The 16,298-nt window shown below is 72.2% G+C and carries 15 protein-coding genes; 7 read left to right on the forward strand and 8 right to left on the reverse strand.

Translation table 11 applies throughout. The features are described from left to right. Positions 1–46: 46 nt before the first annotated feature. The 5 genes from A6A25_RS13865 to A6A25_RS13885 are packed head-to-tail and all read left to right on the forward strand — an operon-like array spanning position 47 to position 5,923. Positions 47–1,039 (forward strand): tetratricopeptide repeat protein, encoded by a 993-nt coding sequence (locus A6A25_RS13865; protein WP_073889267.1) that lies wholly within the window; start codon positions 47–49, stop codon positions 1,037–1,039. A gap of 23 nt (positions 1,040–1,062) precedes the next feature. Continuing rightward, a complete protein-coding gene (locus A6A25_RS13870) occupies positions 1,063–1,392 on the forward strand; it encodes a hypothetical protein (protein ID WP_073889270.1) in 330 nt (109 codons plus the stop codon). 38 nt (positions 1,393–1,430) lie between these two features. Next, complete coding sequence (gene secD, locus A6A25_RS13875) at positions 1,431–3,584, forward strand: protein translocase subunit SecD (RefSeq protein WP_073889273.1); 2,154 nt, start codon at positions 1,431–1,433, stop codon at positions 3,582–3,584. Next, on the forward strand, positions 3,581–4,750 hold the full coding sequence (locus A6A25_RS13880) for a cation:proton antiporter (protein WP_073889276.1): 1,170 nt from the start codon (positions 3,581–3,583) through the stop codon (positions 4,748–4,750). The genes secD and A6A25_RS13880 overlap by 4 nt, the downstream gene beginning before the upstream one ends. A gap of 12 nt (positions 4,751–4,762) precedes the next feature. Beyond that, positions 4,763–5,923 carry a lactate 2-monooxygenase gene (locus A6A25_RS13885; protein ID WP_073889280.1) on the forward strand — a complete coding sequence of 387 codons (1,161 nt, stop codon included), beginning with the start codon at positions 4,763–4,765 and terminating at the stop codon, positions 5,921–5,923. On the opposite strand, the gene A6A25_RS13890 is transcribed toward A6A25_RS13885, so the two are convergent. Genes A6A25_RS13890 through A6A25_RS13905 form a run of 4 tightly spaced genes read right to left on the reverse strand, consistent with a single transcriptional unit; the run spans position 5,895 to position 9,073 of the window. After that, positions 5,895–6,707 (reverse strand): ESX secretion-associated protein EspG, encoded by an 813-nt coding sequence (locus tag A6A25_RS13890; protein WP_073889283.1) that lies wholly within the window; start codon positions 6,705–6,707, stop codon positions 5,895–5,897. The genes A6A25_RS13885 and A6A25_RS13890 overlap by 29 nt on opposite strands. A 17-nt stretch (positions 6,708–6,724) precedes the next feature. Then, entirely contained in the window at positions 6,725–8,014 is a 1,290-nt protein-coding gene (locus A6A25_RS13895; RefSeq protein ID WP_143193141.1) for a hypothetical protein, read from the reverse strand. A 52-nt stretch (positions 8,015–8,066) separates the two neighbouring features. Further along, positions 8,067–8,654, reverse strand: coding sequence for a DUF3558 domain-containing protein (locus A6A25_RS13900; protein ID WP_073889289.1), 588 nt, complete (start codon positions 8,652–8,654; stop codon positions 8,067–8,069). Continuing rightward, positions 8,651–9,073 carry a hypothetical protein gene (locus A6A25_RS13905; protein ID WP_073889292.1) on the reverse strand — a complete coding sequence of 141 codons (423 nt, stop codon included), beginning with the start codon at positions 9,071–9,073 and terminating at the stop codon, positions 8,651–8,653. The genes A6A25_RS13900 and A6A25_RS13905 overlap by 4 nt, the downstream gene beginning before the upstream one ends. A gap of 251 nt (positions 9,074–9,324) precedes the next feature. On the opposite strand from A6A25_RS13905, the gene A6A25_RS13910 reads away from it, so the two are divergent. Beyond that, complete coding sequence (locus A6A25_RS13910) at positions 9,325–10,089, forward strand: hypothetical protein (protein ID WP_241828663.1); 765 nt, start codon at positions 9,325–9,327, stop codon at positions 10,087–10,089. Here A6A25_RS13910 and A6A25_RS13915 read toward each other — a convergent pair. From A6A25_RS13915 to A6A25_RS13925, 3 genes are all read right to left on the reverse strand, one after another. After that, on the reverse strand, positions 10,071–10,739 hold the full coding sequence (locus A6A25_RS13915; protein ID WP_073889296.1) for a helix-turn-helix domain-containing protein: 669 nt from the start codon (positions 10,737–10,739) through the stop codon (positions 10,071–10,073). The two genes, A6A25_RS13910 and A6A25_RS13915, sit on opposite strands and share 19 nt — an antisense overlap. Positions 10,740–10,798: 59 nt before the next feature. Beyond that, positions 10,799–12,190, reverse strand: a complete 1,392-nt coding sequence (locus A6A25_RS13920; RefSeq protein WP_073889299.1) for a carbohydrate-binding protein — start codon at positions 12,188–12,190, stop codon at positions 10,799–10,801. Positions 12,191–12,278: 88 nt separating this feature from the next. Continuing rightward, positions 12,279–13,952 carry a bifunctional 3'-5' exonuclease/DNA polymerase gene (locus A6A25_RS13925; RefSeq protein WP_073889303.1) on the reverse strand — a complete coding sequence of 558 codons (1,674 nt, stop codon included), beginning with the start codon at positions 13,950–13,952 and terminating at the stop codon, positions 12,279–12,281. Positions 13,953–14,078: 126 nt separating this feature from the next. Between A6A25_RS13925 and A6A25_RS42940 the strand changes: the two genes are divergently transcribed. Beyond that, positions 14,079–15,395: a tetratricopeptide repeat protein gene (locus tag A6A25_RS42940; protein WP_143193142.1), complete on the forward strand. Its 1,317-nt coding sequence runs from the start codon at positions 14,079–14,081 to the stop codon at positions 15,393–15,395. On the opposite strand, the gene A6A25_RS13935 is transcribed toward A6A25_RS42940, so the two are convergent. Then, positions 15,375–16,298, reverse strand: a complete 924-nt coding sequence (locus A6A25_RS13935; protein ID WP_073889310.1) for a proline dehydrogenase family protein — start codon at positions 16,296–16,298, stop codon at positions 15,375–15,377. The two genes, A6A25_RS42940 and A6A25_RS13935, sit on opposite strands and share 21 nt — an antisense overlap.

The following is a 16,298-nucleotide window of genomic DNA, read 5'->3' on the forward strand; positions in this document are numbered from 1 at the left end:
CGTCACCCGATGGAGGAGGCTTGTTCGGACTGCGACACTGTGGGCCATGTCCGAGTCGATCGCCGCGGTCCTGGTGCGCGCCGCCGAGCTGACCGCGCGCGGGTTGCCGCGCAAGGCGATCGAACTGCTCCAGCCGGCCCTGGTGGTCAACCCCCTGCACGGCGAGGCGTGGTGCCGCCTGGCCGCCGCGTACCTCGACGCGGGTGAACCCGACCCGGCCCTGAACGCCGCGAAGCGAGCTTTGGTCCTCGACGGCGACCCGGTGTGGGCCCAGCGGCTGACCGCGTTGGCGTTGAGCGAACTCGGCCGGCACCCCGAAGCGGTGGTCGCGGCCCGGGAGTGCGCGCGCCGCAAGCCCGGCGACTGGCGTTGCCAGGTGGTGCTGGCCGAAGTGCTGGCCAACAGCCCCGAAGGTCGACGGGAGGCCGTGGAGGTCGCCCGCGAGGCCGCGCACCTCGCGCCGACGGAGGCCCGCGCGTTCCAGGTGCTCGGCGACGCCGCGCTGCGCGTGCGCGACTGGGGCACCGCGGAACGCGCCTACCGCACCGCGCTGCGCCTCGACCCCGACGCCGACGACGTGCGCGCGAACCTCGCCACCGTGCGGCGAAAGCGCGGCGGCGCACCGATCCCGCCACCGTCCGGCGAAGCGCTGCACGCCGCGCACGTGCTGGTGTGGCCCGCGTTGTCCCGGTTGGCCGCGCTGCTCGTCGCGGGCGGCCTGGTGCTGCTGCTGGCGGGCATGCCGAAGCCGACGCCGCTGCTCGGCGCGTTCTCCGGCCTGCTGGTGCTCGCCTGCCTGGCGGTCGTGGGACTGCTGCTGCTCAAGGCGCGGCGCGGGGTGCGACGGGCGTTGCTGCGCCTGCCCGTGCACCGGCCGAAGGTCGCGATCGTGGCGACGATGTTCGGGCTGTCGGCGGTGATCCTGGCCGGCTGGTCGGTCGCGCTCCTGCTCGGCGCCACGACGATGCAGCCGCTCGTGGTCGCCTGGCTGTGCGCGCTGACCGGCGGAGCCGTCGTCGTGCTCGGCGGCGGTCGCTAACCTGGACGCCGGGAAGGAGGCCGATGACCCGGCGCACGCTGCTCGCGATCCTGGCGTTGATCGCGGGTTTCGTGGTGTCCGGACCCGGCCCGAGCGCCCCCGTCGACGTGGTCGCCGTCTCCTCGACCGTCGACGCCACCCACCTGCCCGGCACGGCCACCCGCGGCACGAACGCGGTGCACCCCGTGCAGGTGCACGTGGGCCAGCCGCTGGACGGCGTCCAGCCCGCCGTGCACGTCCCACCCGCGCCACCGGTGCGGGTGCACGTCGTCGACCCGACCCACCGCACCCCCGAGCGCAACGGCCAGACCCCGCTCGGCGAACGCGCACCGCCCCCGACCCCCGGTAGCTGAACCGCACCCCGTTCACCTCAGCCGGAGGTCCCTTCACCATGCCGCGCCCCAGCGCGCGGCGAGCGCTACTCGTCCGCGGGCTGCTAGCCCTCGGCGTGCTCGCCGCGTCCACGTTCACCCTGCTCACCGTCCAACCCCGCCTCGGGCTCGACCTGCGCGGCGGCACCCAGATCGTGCTCGAAACACCGTCCGAGGCCACCTCCGACGCCACCGACCGGGCGATGGAGGTGCTGCGCCGCCGGGTCGACGAACTCGGCGTGGCCGAACCCGTGCTGGCCCGGTCCGGAGACCACCGCATCGTGGTGGAACTGCCCGGCGTGCAGGACCCGACCGAGGCCATCGAAGTGCTCGGCCGCACGGCGCAGCTGCGCGTGCAGCCGGTGACCGGGCCCGGCGACGTACCCACGCCCGAAGGTGACGCGGTCGGCCTCGGCGAGGTCGTGATGACCGGCGAGGGCATCGAGGACGCCCGCGCCACGCCCAACACCCAGGGCGTCGGCTACCTGGTCGGCGTCGACTTCCAGGGCGACGCACCGCGGGCGTGGCAGCGGGTGACCGCCGAGGCCGCGTGCTCACCGCCGGGCGACCCGAAGCGGCGGGTGGCGTTCGTGCTGGACGGCGAAGTCGTGTCCGCGCCGCAGGTGGATCCGTCGGTGGTGTGCGGCACGGGCATGATCGGCGGCAGCACGTCGATCACCGGGCGGTTCAGCCAGGCCGAGGCCCAGGAGCTGGCGCTGGTGATCCGGTCCGGCGCGCTGCCCGTGCCGGTCGAGGTGGTGGAGCAGCGGACCGTCGGGCCGACGCTCGGCGCGGAGGCGATCGAGGCCAGCGCGCGGGCGGCGATCATCGGCGTGGCGCTGACCGGGTTGTTCCTGGTGTTCGTGTACCGGCTGGCCGGGCTCGTGGCGGTGCTGGCGCTGGGCGGTTACGCGGCCCTCGCGTACGCCGCGATGCTGGCGATCGGCGCCACGCTGACGTTGCCGGGACTGGCCGGGTTCGTGCTGGCCATCGGCATGGCGGTGGACGCGAACGTGCTGGTGTTCGAGCGGTCGCGGGAGGAGTTCGCGCGGCGCAAGCGCCTGTCCCGGTCGGTGGACCAGGGTTTCCGCGGCGCGTTGAGCGCGGTCGCCGACTCGAACGTGACCACGCTGCTGGCCGCGGGCCTGTTGTTCTGGCTGGCCACCGGGCCGGTGAAGGGGTTCGGCGTCACGCTGTCGATCGGTGTGCTGGCGTCGCTGTTCAGCGCGTTGGTGCTGAGCCGGGTGCTGTTGCAGCTGGTCATGCCGTTGCTGGACCGGCGGTCCGGGTGGAGCGGGCTGCACACCTTGGGACGCGTGCGCACGTGGCTCACCTCGCGCGGCCTCACGCTGTTCCGGCGGCCTCGGCGCTGGCTGCTCGCCGCCGGTCTCGTGCTGCTCGCGGCCATCGGCGGCCTGCTCGTGCGCGGGCTGGAGCTGGGCGTCGAGTTCACCGGCGGTCGGGTGCTGGAGTTCACCGCGTCTTCGGTGGACACCGGTCGGGTGCGGGCGGAACTGGCGAGCGCCGGGTTCGCCGACGCGGTCGTGGTGACCTCGGGCTCCGACGGCATCTCGGTGCGCACCGGCCCGATCGACTCGGCCGCGGCCGTGCGGGTCGGTGAGGCCGTCGACCGCGCGACCGGTGGCGCCGAGCAGCTCAGCAACGAGCTGATCGGCCCCAGCCTCGGCTCGGAGCTGCGCCGCAACGCGCTGATCGCGCTGGCCATCGCGGTGGCCGCGCAGCTGGTCTACCTCGCCGTGCGGTTCGACTGGCGGCTCGGCGTGGCCACCGTGGTCGCGCTGGTCACGGACGTGGTCGTGCTGGTCGGCGCGTTCGCGTGGCTGGGCAAGACGGCCGACGCGGTGTTCCTGGCCGCGCTGCTCACCGTGATCGGGTACTCGGTGAACGACTCGGTGGTGGTGTTCGACCGGGTGCGCGAGCTGCGGCGGACGCGGGCGCCGTTCCCCGATGTGATGAGTTCCGCGGTGCTGCAAACCCTGCCGCGGACGGTGAACACGGGTATCGGCGTGCTGTTCGTGCTGGCCGCGCTGCTGGTGCTCGGTGACGGCTCGCTGGCCGACTTCTCCACCGCGCTGCTGATCGGGCTGGTCGCCGGTACGGTCTCGACCGTGTTGACCGCGGCGCCGGTGGCGATCGTGCTGGAGGACCGATGAACACAGGCCACGCGTTGCTCGCGGTCGGCGGTGCGTTCCTGGCCGCCGGTGTCATCGCCCGCGCGGGAGTCCGGATCGGACTGCCCACGATCCCGCTGTTCATGGTGGCGGGCATCCTGTTCGGGCCCAACACACCCGGACTGTCGCTTGTGGACGACCCGGGCGAGATGGGTGTGCTGTCCAGTCTCGGCCTGGTGTTCCTGCTGTTCTACCTCGGCCTTGAGTTCTCCGTGGACGACTTGGTGTCCGGCGGGCGTCGGCTCGCCCTGGCGGGCACCGGGTACCTGGTGCTCAACATCGGCGGCGGGCTCGCGTTCGGGTTCGCGCTGGGGTGGGGCACGCGCGAGGCGCTGGTGATCGCCGGCGCGATCGGCATCTCGTCGTCCGCGATCGTGACGAAACTGCTGGTCGAGGCCCGGCGGCTGCGCAATCCCGAGTCACGGCTGGTGATGGGCATCATCGTGATCGAGGACGTGTTCCTCGCCCTGTACCTGGCCGTGCTGCAGCCCGTGCTCAGCGGCACGTCCGGCGTGTCCGCGCTGGTGGACTTCGGCAAGGCGTTCGTGTTCCTGCTGGTCCTGGCCGCGATCGCGCGCTGGGGCGGCGGGGTGGTGACCAGGCTGTTCCGCTCGGCGGACGACGAGCTGCTGGTCGTGTGCTTCGTCGGCGTGGCGGTGACGGGTGCGGCTCTGGCGCACGAGCTCGGGGTGTCCGACGCGATCGGCGCGTTCATGGTCGGCGCGGTCCTGGGAGGCTCCGGCGTCGCACCGCGCGTGCACAAGCTCGTCCTGCCGCTGCGGGACGCGTTCGGGGCGCTGTTCTTCTTCATCTTCGGGCTGAGCATCGACCCCGGTGCCGTGGGTACCGTCGTGCTGCCGATCCTGGCGGCCGTCGGGGTGACGATCGTGCTGAACCTGGGTGCCGGCCTGTTCGCCGCCAAGCTGCACTCGTTCGACCGGCAGCAGGCCGTCGACATCGGCCTGACCGTGCTGACGCGCGGCGAGTTCTCCCTGGTCCTCGCCGCGATGGCGGTGGCCGCCGGCCTGGACTCCCGCGTCGCACCATTCGTCGCCGGCTACGTCCTCCTGCTGGCCGTTGTGGGTCCACTGGCCGTGCTCCGCTCGGACCGCCTGACCTGGCTCCTGCCGAAACGGTTGTTCGTGTAGCAAAGTGTCCCCATGACCGCATTCGCCGCGTACCAGAACGAGATCTACCTGCAAGGCCTGGCGGGGAACGTGCCGCCGTTCACCACCGATCCCGAAGCGCTGGAGGCGTCCGCCCGGGAACGGCTCGGGCCCGGGCCGTTCTGGTACGTGGCGGGTGCGGCTGGTGGAGGGCACACGGCCCGGGCGAACCGGGAGGCGTTCGACGACTGGCGGATCGTGCCGCGGATGCTCACCAACGCCACCGAGCGGCACCTCGGGACGTCGTTGCTGGGCACCGAGATGCCCGCGCCGGTGTTGCTGGCGCCGGTCGGCGTGCAGTCGATCCTGCACCCGGACGGTGAGCTGGCGACCGCCCGCGCGGCGGCGGAGCTGGGTGTGCCGTTCGTGCTGTCGACGGCGTCCTCGCACACGATCGAGGAGGTCGCGGAGGCGGCTGGTGACACGGCACGGTGGTTCCAGCTCTACTGGCCCAACGACCCGGACGTGGCGGCGAGCATCCTGGACCGGGCGCGCAAGGCCGGGTACCGGGTCCTCGTCGTCACGCTCGACACGTGGACGCTGGCGTGGCGGCCGCACGACCTCGACCAGTCCTACCTGCCGTTCCTGCGCGGTGTCGGGACGGCGATCCCGTTCTCCGACCCGGCGTTCCGGGCCGGGCTCGCCGCGTCACCCGAAGAGGACCTGCCGATGGCAATTTTGCGGTGGGTGCAGCTGTTCACCGGCACCGACAAGTCGTGGGACCAGTTGTCGATCCTGCGCGAGCACTGGGACGGGCCGATCGTGCTCAAGGGCATCCAGCACGTGGACGACGCGCGCAAGGCCGTGGACGCGGGGGTGGACGGGATCGTCGTGTCCAACCACGGCGGACGGCAGGTGGACGGCGCGGTCGGGTCGCTGGAGGTGCTGCCGGAGATCGCCGACGCGGTCGGCGAGCGGGTCGACGTGCTGTTCGACTCCGGCATCCGCAGCGGCGCGGACATCGTCAAGGCGCTGGCGCTGGGCGCGAAGGCCGTGCTCGTCGGCCGTCCGTTCGCCTACGGCCTGGCGCACGGTGGTCAGGTCGGCGTCCGGCACGTGCTGCGCAGCCTGCTCGCCGACTTCGACCTGACCCTCGGCCTGTCCGGGCACCGCAGCCCGGCCGAGCTCAACCGCGAGGCGCTGCGTCGGCGCTGAGCTGCCGCAACCGGTTCTGCAACGTGGTGAAGTCGGCCGGCTGCACGGTGATCCACGGCGTGCCGTCGCCGCCGGTCGTCTTCGCCGACAGGTAGCGGCCGGTGATCGTGTCGAAGTACGTCAACGGCGCCGCGCACCGCTGCTTGCGGCCGAACCGGTCACGTCGTGCGGCGTACAGCTGGCCGCCGCCGGTGCGCTGCTCGGCGAGCAGCTTGCGCACCTGCTGCGCCTCGGCCACGTGCGCCCCGGTCGGCCTGCTGGCCTGCAGGAACGACCCACCGTCCTCGTCGTGCCTGCGGGGCTTGTCGCTCAACGCGTCCGCGGGCAGCGAGATCACCCCGCCGCGCCCCGGCTTGGCCTCCGGCAGCGCGGACACCAGGGACTGCACCACGTCTTCGACCCGGACCGGCTCCAGCACGAAGTGCTTGTCCGCCCGCAGCACCACGCGCAGCGCGTCGTCACTCGACTGCACCACCAGGGCGGTGCGCGTCTCGTCGTCGCCCTGGTTGAAGAACGCGTAGTACTCGACGCTCGCGTCCGCGATCAGGCGCAGCGCCCGGCTCAGGTCGGCGTGCACCTGCCTGCCGCGGGCCAGGCCGAGCCGTTCCAGCTCGGCCCAACCGCGACGGGCGAGGTCGGCCAGCACCGTGACGTCACCCTCGGCGAGCTGGTCGCCGTCGAAGTCGACCTGGGCCAGCAGCGCGTTGTGCAGCGTCGGCAGACCTTCGGCCTGCCAGGCGTTGTAGAGCGCGACGACCGGGATGGCCACCCTGGTGCGCAGCACTTTCCCCCCTGTTCCCGCTATTCACCGATGACCGGTGGGGCCACCATCGTGCCGTCGCCGAAGACGTCCTCGGTCTCCTGCAGGTACGACGCGGCCTTGTGCTCCGTGTCCTCGTCACCCTGACCGCGGGCGCCACCGGCACCCATGCCCGCCGCACCCATACCGGCCGCACCGGGCCCACCACGCCCGCCGGCCGCACCACCGGGCCCGAACCCGCCCGCGCCGCCGGGACCGAAGCCACCACGGCCCTCACCGGGACCCAGGGCACCGGACATGCCGCCGGGCCCGAACCCACCCGGGCCCATGCCGCCGGGGCCGCCCAGGCCGGGAATCCGACCGGCACCGATGCCGCCACCACCACCGCCACCGCCGCCCCCACGGCTGCCGCCCCCGCCGCCGGGAACGCCGGGACCGGTGGGGACGCGCGGCACGCCTGGCGGCGTCGTCGGCGGCCGGTTACGCGGGTTGTTGGGGTTGCGCGGGTCGTTCGGGTTGCGCGGGTCGTACGGCAACCGCGGGTCATAGGGCAACCGCGGGTCGTACGGCTGACGCGGGTCCTTCGGAAGCTCCGGCGGCCGGTAACCGATGTCGGGCTGGGGCCGGTTGGTGTCGGGGTTGATCCCTTGCGGCCGGGTCGTGTTGTCACCGCCCGTGCCACCGGGCCCCGGGATGGTGGGGTCGGTCCACGACGGGTTCGTCGTGCCCGTGCTGCTGTCACCCGTGCCGTCACCGTCCCCGGTGCCCGTGCGGTCGTACTCGCCCTTGCCGGGCTTGGGCGGCGGGATCTCGATCTTCTCCTGCTCGACGTTCGCCCCGATCTCGTCGGGCGACTGGAACGTCGGCATGCTCGCGGTGGCGGAGTTCGCCGTCTCGCCGTAGGAGCTGAGCACGGCGACGTTGTGCGAGTTGACCTGCTGGCTCTGCTCGACCGCGTCGTCGTAGTCGGTGTCCCAGGGGACCACGCCGTTGTACCAGGGCTTGTCCGGCACGTCGACGGGCTTCTGCAGGCTGTCCTTGGCCTGCCGGAACGCCCGGCTGATCTCGGCCGTGCTCTCGCCCGCCGTGTCCGCGCTGGTGCTGGCCGTGTCGGACCAACTGGCCAGCGGCGTGGTGGAGGCTCGCGCCTGATCACCGGCCGCACCTTCCCACGCCGCACCGGAAGCCCGGACGGCCTGGTTGATCAAGTCGCTGACCTCGGTCTGGCCACGTGCGATGTTGCTCCAGCCTTCGTTGCCGGAGTCGGTGGTCTGCTCCGGCCCCTTGCCTTCGTGGAACCAACCGTAGATCTTGTCGGCGCCTATCCCCATCTGAAGGAGTACGAAGCCCCCCAGGTCCATGTCCACATCGCCGGCCATGTCCCTACCCCTTCAGGTTTCCGACGATCGTCTCCGCTATGTCGCCGGAGACGGAGCAAGGCTTGGTGTACTCAGGCAGTTTCTCGTCGTTCACGTTGACCTGGACGACGAAGCCCTGGCCCTCGGCCACGCCGACACCGGTGGTGCAGGAGCCGCTCTTGAGGTCTGTGCCACTGCCGTTGAACGCCGGGTAGTTCGCGATCTCGATGGCCTCGAACTCGGCGAGGCGGTTCCGGTAGAAGCCCTCGATACCGTCGGTGCCCTCGAGGATCGTGGCGCTGAAGCTTGTGCCGAGCACACGATCCTTGGGGCGCCACGCGCACGTCGGGCCAGTGGACGTGTCCTCCGCCTTGCCGGGCTCGGCGACGTCGAGTTCGGCCAGCTGGTCGGCCTTGAGCAGGTCGCACACCGAGAAACTGGACAGATCCAGCTCGGGCTCGGTGATGGGCGGCATTCCGCTGTCATCCGGTTTGGACGGCGAGGTGCCGGCGGCGTCGGAGGTCGTCGTAACGGGAGTCGGGTCGCCGCCTACCGACGTGCAGGCCGAGAGAACCGCGACTGCGGAGATGACTGCCAGTACTGCTCGCCTCACGACAGATTCCCCTCGCCCTTGAAGGCGTCTGCGGTTTCCTGGTCCTGGTTCTTGTAGGACTCCAGGGCCGCTTGGACGTTCAGAATGGTGTTGGTCAGTGCCTTATAGGCTTGCTTGTTCGCCCACAGGTACCCGCCCTCTTCTGCTCCGGCGGATCGGCGGATGGCCAATGTGGCAAAGCCGCTGTAAGGGTCCTTGCCGGGTGACTGGACGGCCGATAGCCGTTCGGCCTCCCTGACGAGCACTTGAAGCTTGTCACGTGCCTCGACCAGGCCGTCGATCAGCTTCTGCGCCTGCTCCGGGTCGACGCTGAACTGGGTCTGGCTCGCCGTTAGCCCTGAACCCGCTGGTCCGGCGGACACGGTGTCGGCCATGAACCCGATCCGCTTGACGCCCCCGCCGCCTCCGGCGTCCAACATCGTCGTGCTCCCCTCACCCCTGAACCACCCGAAGTGATGATGGCACAGGGCCTTCGCCCCTCTGGGGGTGATCGCAGAGGTTACTCCTGGTGGGTGATGGACGTCCGATTTGTTCAAGACGCAGTAGTGCGGACAGGCCTACCGTCGGGGGCATGATCGAAGCAGCTCGTTACTTCATGTGGCTCAACGCGCGCGTCCTCGAGTAGCGGCGGTTCCGGTACCTCTTCGACGGTGGGGCGGGGGACGCCGTGGTGACCGCTGTGTTGGGGTACCGCAACGACGACGGCGGCTTCGGGCACGCCTTGGAGCCGGACGGACGTGGGCCGGACAGCCAGCCGTTGCACACCTACACGGCGTTGTCGCTGCTGGAAGAGGTCGGCGACACCGAGTACGCGAAGTCGGCGTGCGACTTCCTCACCACGATCACCAACACCGACGGTGGGGTGCCGAACTGCCTGGACACCGGGCACGACGGTCTGCGGGCGCCGTGGTGGCAGCCGTCCGGCGACTCCGACCTGCTGGTCACGGGTCTGTTGGCGAGCGTCCTGCACAAGATGGGTGTCGAGCACGCCTGGCTGGACGGTGCCACCGCGTTCTGCTGGCGGCGCATCGCCGACCTGGCCAAGACGCACCCCTACGAGGCAGGAGCCTGCGCCCGCTTCCTCGACCACGTGCCCGACCGGCCGAAGGCGGAACGGGAGGCGGAGCGGTTGGGTGCGTTGGTGCGCGAGCAAGGGCTGGTGGACCTGGGCGACGGGCAGGCGCACGAGGGGTATGCGGCGGGGGAGACGCACAAGCCGCACCACTACGCGCCGACGCCGGACTGCCTGGCCCGGAAGTGGTTCGGTGACGACGAGATCGACGCGGACCTCGACGCCTTGGCGGCGGGGCAGCGGGACGACGGCGGGTGGACGTTCCCGTGGCCCGCGTGGACCCCGGTGACGACCTTCGAGTGGCGTCCCGTGGTGACCATCGAGGCGTTGCTGACGCTGCGCGCCTACGACCGGATCAGCTGACCCAGCGGCACGCCCGCCAGGTCGCGCACCTCGCGCGCCAGGTGTGCCTGGTCGGAGTACCCGGTGCGGTGGGCGATGTCGGCGAACGGCACGCCCGCCCACGCCAGCTTGACCGCCCGGTCGAACCGCAGCACGCGGTGCAGCACCTTGGGCCCGTAGCCGAACGCGGCCAGGCTGCGCCGGTGCAGTTGCCGGGTGCTCAGGCCCAGCGTCCACGCCAGGTCGCCGACGTTGCCCGAGAACGACGCGATGGCGCCCACCGAAGGGTCCGGCGGCGTCTCCCGCAGCCGTGCCAGCGCCGCCGCCGCCAACACCGAGCACGGGTCCGACGCCGCACCCAGCGCGTCCTCCAGCCGGGCCGACGGCCCCCACAGCTCCGACAGCGGAACGCGCTGGTCACGCAGCTCCACCGCAGGCAGGCCGAACGCCGAGGGCCCCACGCCGGGACCGAACCGCACGCCGAACAACGTCCCGGGCGCCATGGACGTCACGTGCCCGACCGTGTCCGGTCCGGCCACGTGCACCTGCCCGGTGGCGGTCGAGTAGATGATGTCGGTGCACCCGTCCGGCACGACCCGCCCCACGGCGGCCGACGACGTGGTCCGCTGCCACACGCAGGCCAGACCGGGGAACGGGCGTTCCGCGTACACGCCGACGATGGTAGTGGCGGGCCGCGCGGAAGGAGGGTCGCGCGGCCCGCCACGAGCACTCACGTGCCGAAACGGATCCAGTTCACGCTCACGTAAGGCGCGGGCTGGCCGCTGGTGAACGTGATGTAGACGTCGTGCGTGCCGGTGACGCCGGAGATGTTCGCGGGCACCGTGCGCCAGCTCTGCCAGCCGCCGGTGTTGGCGATGGCGAAGCTGCCGATGGGTGCCGCGGTCGGGCTGTCCAGCCGCACCTCCACCAGGCCGCTCACCCCGCCGGACGCGCCGGATGCGACCCGGCCGACGAACTGCGTGGCCGTGCGCGAGCCGAACCTGACGCCGGAGAACCGCAGCGAGTTGCCGTTGGCCAACTGCGCCACCGCCTGACCGCCGTCACCCGACACGATCGACCCGCCGGACCGGGACGTCGCCTGCTCGGCCTGGATGTCGGCGAACGCGTCCCAGCCGCTGCCATCGGGCTGGGTGGTCGTGGTCGTCGGCTGCGTGCCGCCTCCCGCCGTCCACACGGCGACGTAGTCCACCAGCATCGAGTGACCGGGCACCGTCGCGGACGTGGGCGTGGCGTGGCCCGCGACGCCGTTGGGGAACGCGCCGCCGATGGCCAGGTTCAGCAGCAGGAAGTAGCCCGCGTGGCTGGTCATGTTGTTCCACATGGTCGCGTCCATCTGGTTCTGGGTGACGCTGTGGAACTGCTGGCCGTCGACGTACCAGCGCAACGCCTTGGGTGAGGAGCTGTCGTCCCACTCGAACCGGTAGGTGTGGAACGCCGACTGGCACGTCGAGCCGGGGCACGCGCGGCTGGCGCCGAGGCCGTTGGTCTCGTTGCACGGCCCGCCGGGGTTCACGCCGCAGTGCAGCACGCCCCACACGGCGTTGATGCCGTTGACGTTCTCCATGACGTCGAACTCGCCGATGGCGGGCCAGTTCCAGTAGTTGCCCCGGTACGGCGAGCCGAGCGCCCAGAACGCGGGCCAGTAGCCGAGCGCGGCCTGGCCGGTGACGTTGGGCATCTGGATGCGGCCCTCGATGGCGAGCTTGCCGCCCGCCGGCGGCTTGAAGTTCGCCCGCTGGGTCTCGATGCGGGCCGACGTCCAGTTGCCCGCGCCGTCGCGCAGCGCGGTGATGCGCAGGTTGCCCGAGCCGTCCAGCTTGATGTTGTTCGTGCTGTTGGTGTAGTTCTGGATCTCGCCGGTGCCCCAGTTGGCGGGGCCGCCCGGGTAGCCGTGGCCGAGGTCGAAGATCCAGTTCGAGGACGACGGCAGCGTGTTCGCGGCGCCGTTGAAGTCGTCGCTCCACTGCAGCGTCCAGCCCGGTGGGGTGGACGGCACGGAGGCGTTGGCCGACATCGTGGCGAGGACCGCCAGCGGCACGGCGGTGATCAGGGCGGCAGCGGTCGCGATGACCCGTCGTCGTCTGCTCCGGCTGAACTCCATGAGCGGTGACCTCCTTGTCACAAGGCACGACCACTTCATGAGAGCGCTCTCACAGTGATCGTTCAAGCGCCGAACGGCCCAATGGCCGCTACTTGGCGTCGGCGTAGGAGTCCACCGCCACGGCCTTGAGCGGAAACCGCACCGGTGTCGCGCCGAACACCAGCCGGGACGCCTCCTCGCCCGCCGCCGTCACCTCCGCGCACACCACCTCGGCCAGCTCCGCCGGGCAGTGCACCAGCACCTCGTCGTGCTGGAAGAACACCAGGTGCGCGCCCCGGGCCGACTGGTGCAGCCGCCGCCGCAGCACGCCGAGCAGCGCCGCCGTCCAGTCCGCCGCGCTGGCCTGCACCACGAAGTTGCGGGTGAACCGGCCCCAGTCCCGAGCGGCCCGCCGCGACTGGCGCAACGCGTCCTCGCCGTCGTCGGTGCTGCCGGTCATGGCGCGCCACGCGTCCGACGGCGGCGGGCTCGTGCGGCCCAACCGCGAGCGCACCACCCGACCCTGCTCGCCCGCCAGCGCGGCGGCCTCCACGTACCCGACGGCCTCCGGGAAACGGCGGCGCAGCACGGCCATCGCGGGACCGGCGTTGCCACCCGTGCCGCCGTACATCGCGGACAGCATGGCGAGCTTCGCCTTGCCCCGGTCGCCGTCGAACGCCTCCGCTGCCAACGACGTGTAGAGGTCGTCGTCCGACGACACCTCGGTGAACTTGTGGTCGTTCGACAACGCCGCCAGCACCCGCGGCTCCAGTTGCGCCGCGTCCGCCGCCACCAGCTTCCACCCCGGGTCGGCCCGCACCGCCGTGCGCAGCATGCGCGGGAACTGCAACGCCGCACCGCCCCGCGTCGCCCACCGCCCGGACACCACGCCGCCCACCACGTAGTCCGGCCGGAACCTCCCGTCCGCGACCCACGCGTCCAGCCACGACCAGCCGTGCGCCACCCACAGCCTGGCCAGTTCCTTGTACTCCAGCAGCGGCTGCACGGCCGGGTGGTCCACGCCCTTGAGCACCCAGGCACGCGCCGACGGGATGTCGATGCCCTCCCGGGCGAACGCGCGCACGATCCCCGGCGGGTGGTCCGGGTTGACCTGCTTGCCGCCGAGCGCCGCCGTGATCCGGTCGGCCAACTCGGCCAGCCGTGCCGGGCGTGCGCCGTTGGCCGGACGCGGGCCCAGCGTGTCCACCAACAACTGGTCGTGCACGTCGGCCCGCCAGGGCAGGCCGAAGTGCGTCATCTCGGCGGCGGCCAACGCGCTGGCGGACTCGGCCGCGAACAACAGTCGCAGCCGGTCGGCGTGCGGGAGCGTGGCGGCCAGCCGCTGCTGCTCGGCGTGCACCTCGACCACCGCGTCGAGCGGGTCGGCGTCACCGGGCAGCGGTTGCTGCTCGGGCTCGAACAGGGTCGGCTGGGTGTCGCGCTTGCGCGGCCCGTGGTCGTCCGGCACGGGCAGCCCGCGCAGCCGGGCGAGCGCCGCACCCAGCCCACGCGGCTCACCGTGCCGCCCCTGGTAGGCCAGCAACAGGTACTCGACGTGCGCCAAGTCCTGGCACCGCTCCACCCGCACCCCGCGCGCCAGCAGGTCGGGGTAGACCTCCGCCGTCTCCGCCCACAGCCACCTGGGTCTGTGCCGATCCTCCAATTCGGACACCGCCGCCGCCAGGTCCGCCGTCGCCACCACGGGTCCCTCGGGCACCCCGGCATCGGAGAGCACGCGGAACCGACCCGCGTTCTCCCCTTCCGGCACCAGGGCGATGAGCATGCCTCGATTGTGTAGGACAGCACCGACAGTGTTGGACTGCGCCGCCTTCGGCGTCGCGGGCGACCTCGCGGGGGTGTGGTGGCCGGTCGCCCGATCGTGGCGGAGAGCTGGGAGCACGATGTGCCGGTGAACCGCACACTGTCGCCCGGTGAGCTGCTGGACCCGCGGTACGAAGTGGTGTCGTTCCACGGGCGCGTGGAAGAGCTGGCTGAACTGGAGCGGTGGCGTGACGGTGACGCGGCGGCCTCGGTGCTGCTCCTGCACGGCCCGGCGGGCGTCGGCAAGACGCGGTTGGCCCGGCAGTTCGCGGCCGGCTCGGACGTCGTGCTCGTGGACGACGCCGACCTCGTCCCCCGGCTCGACCTGCGGCAACCCCGCGTGCTGCTGGTCGCCCGGACCACCGGCTGGTGGTGGTCCTCGATCAGCCAACGCGCCGCGCGCCTCGGCTACCGCACCGCGGACCTCGCCGTCGAGCCGTGCCCGGACGAGCACGAGACGTCCTTCGCCACCGCCTGCGCCCACTTCGCCTACGCCCTGGGCCTCCCGCTCCCGACCGTGGCCGCACCGGACGCGCCGACGTTGCACGACCTGCACCTGGCGGCGCTGATCGCGGTGTGCGGCCCACCCGCCCACTGGCTGATCCCCACCGACCCGGTGCACGGCCGGCTCGCGGAGGACGTCCTGGCCGCCGCGCTGCTGGACGATCGGATCACCCCCGACCGCACCCCCGAGGCCCTGGAGACCCTGCTCCGCGCCGCCGCACGCCTGCCGCACGCCCGCCGCCGCGCCGAGGAGCTGTTCACCACCCACCCGGAACTCGCGGACACCGCCACCGCCGCCACGCTGAGGATCCTCGCCGAGTGGCCCGCACCGGCCGCCACCATCGCCCGCCGCGTCTTCGACGACCCCCGCTTCGCCGGCGACCCGCTGCCCGCCATCCTCACCCGGACCCTCGCGCGGGAGACCGAGCAGAGGCTGGAACGGGCCGAGCTGCACGGTCTGCTGGCCGCCCGCGCGGCCCTGGCATCACTGCACGAGGAAGCGCTCGCGGCGGCACGCCAAGAGGTCGCCCTGTACCGGGAACTGGCCGAAGAGGACCCCGCCGAACACCGCCCCGCGGTCGCGGACGCGTTGGCGGACTTGAGCTTGCGCTACCTCGCGGTCGGCCGGCCCGAGGACGCCCTCGCCGTGTCGGAGGAAGCCGTGGCGCTGTGCCGGGTCGTCGCCGCCGAAGACGACGACTGCACGCCGCAGCTGGCCCGCGCGCTCGACCAGCTCAGCCGGCGGCACGCCGCGCTGGGCCACCGCGACGAGGCGTTGGCCGCGCTGGAGGAGGCCACCGAGCTGTACCGCGAGCTCGCCGAGGCCCACCCGAAGCTGTTCCGGGTGGACCTGGCGAACCTCACCCACCAGCGGACCGGGCTAGCCCGTGGTGACCAGTGAGCGCAGGAAGAAGGCCACGTTCGCCGGGCGCTCCGCCAGCCGCCGCATGAAGTAGCCGTACCACTCGTCGCCGTACGGCACGTACACGCGCATCCGGTTGCCCGCCGCGGCGATGCGGCGCTGCTCGTCCGGACGGATGCCGTACAGCATCTGGTACTCGTAGCTGTCCGGCGACCGGTCCTTGGCCAACTCGCCCGCGATCGCGACCAGCCGCGGGTCGTGCGAGGCGACCATCGGGTAGCCCTCGCCCGCCATCAGCACCTTCAGGCACCGCACGTACGACCGGTCGACGTCGGTCTTGTCCTGGAACGCCACCGAAGCCGGCTCCTGGTACGCGCCCTTGCACAGCCGCACGCGTGAACCCGCGTGGGCGAGGTCCCGGCAGTCCTGCTCGGTCCGCTTCAGGTACGCCTGCAGCACCGCGCCGACCCACGGGAAGTCGACCCGCAGCTCGCGCAGGATGCCCAGGGTCGAGTCGGTCGTGGTGTGGTCCTCCATGTCGAGGGTCACCGTGGTGCCGACCGCGCCCGCCGCCGCGCAGATGCGGCGGGCGTTCTCCAACGCGATCTTCTCGCCGTCCGCGGGCAGGAACTGGCCCACCGCGGACAGCTTCACCGACACCTCGGCCCGCTCGGTGTGCCCGGCCAGTTCGAGCCGGCGCAGCAGGTCCAGGTACGCCTCGACGGTGGCCGTGGCCTGCTCGGCGTCCCGGGTGTCCTCGCCGAGGTGGTCGAGCGTGACGTACCGGCCGTCGGCCAGCACCTCGCCGGTGGTGCGGACGGCCGCGTCCACGTCGTCACCGGAGATGAAGCGCTTGACCACCGGCCGGGTCAGCGGCGTGCGTTCGACCAGCTCGCGGATGGCTCCGGAGCGCGAGGCGGCGAGCAGCGCGGAGCGGAGCAT

The organism is Saccharothrix sp. CB00851, assembly GCF_001905065.1.
Taxonomy (GTDB): domain Bacteria; phylum Actinomycetota; class Actinomycetes; order Mycobacteriales; family Pseudonocardiaceae; genus Actinosynnema.